The sequence below is a fragment of the Oleiphilus sp. HI0080 genome (genome assembly GCF_001635135.1).
The window spans coordinates 1-1,145 of record NZ_LWFU01000879.1 but is presented as its reverse complement, the minus strand read 5'-3'; the positions used below and the strand labels follow the sequence as shown (position 1 = coordinate 1,145).

Annotated in this window: 1 protein-coding gene; it reads right to left on the bottom strand. The window is 45.8% G+C overall.

Annotated features, from left to right (window positions below; all coding sequences use genetic code 11):
- A partial coding sequence (locus A3751_RS17565) for a hypothetical protein (protein WP_156492587.1) occupies positions 1-1,119 on the bottom strand: 1,119 nt, incomplete at its 3' end.
- Positions 1,120-1,145 lie beyond the last annotated feature (26 nt).

The window sequence follows — 1,145 nt, the reverse complement described above, 5'->3', positions numbered from 1 at the left end:
CTTGGTGTGCTCGGCTTGTTGACCACTATTATTTTCGTTGATGTTCTCTTTGTGCAGCTGCGAGTGATGTAGTCTTAATTGTTGCGCTGCGGTAAATTGTTTGTTTGCATTTACGGCCAATAACAGCATTGTGAGACTCACTCCGTAAGGGATGATGAGCATGCCGTCAAAAGCGCAGATAGTCAGTAGTATGTCGTGTATCACTGTGAATAAAAACACCGAAATAGTGATTAGGTTAATCTGTATTTCCAAACTCGTTAACGCGTGGTTGTGTTTGTTCACATAAACCTGATGAAGCGCAAACACGCTCGCGATGATCAGCGCAGGAAATGGAATGCTCGTTCCGAATTGAATGGTATCGCCTGTTTCTCCGAGGGCAATCAGTAATAAGGCGATCAGTATGCTCGCTAACAGTAAGCCCTGTATCGGTTTACTTAACCAGCCGTTGATTTCGAAGCATCGAAATTGCATGAGTACCGCCAGCCATAAGGCACTATCGGCTATTTTGTGGGTATACAACATGGGAAGATTGATCAGGCCTGCTCCACCATTCATGCACAATGCAAAAATAGACCAGCAGATGCACGATCCAAGGAAATTGAATGCAAAGCGGCTATTTGTGCTAACGAGCAAGCTAAAGGCAATCGCACCAATTGCCAGCATCAAAAACGGCAGACTAGAGCCAATGGAAATAAACAATAATTTGTCGAAACTCGGTGTATTTACAACACTTGGAAAGGTGTTGAATCGAGCAAAATAGGGAGAGTACGACGTCACTTCCCATCGAAGGGTCGAACCGTAAAGTTCAGAGCATCGTAATTGAGGGGCGCTGTAAATCTTCTCAGAGCTTTGGAAGTCTGTTCGGCCATAGCTCGCTCGAAGAATGTTATCTACAAAAATCTGATGTGTGCCGTGAATGACAACTGGGAAGTTTATCCAGTGATTGTCAGACCCGCATTGCGATAGAAGCGTATCACTGACCGCGACGAAGTGGGGATGTGCTTCGTCAGTCCATTCCGTGAGTATTTCCCAATTATGATCGTCTTCTGGTGTTGAATTGATGCCGAGCATTGCACTGAGAAGCAGCAGCAGGCTCGTCGCGAATTCTCCTAATCCCATACCGCGTTCGCTGCATCATGGAGGTC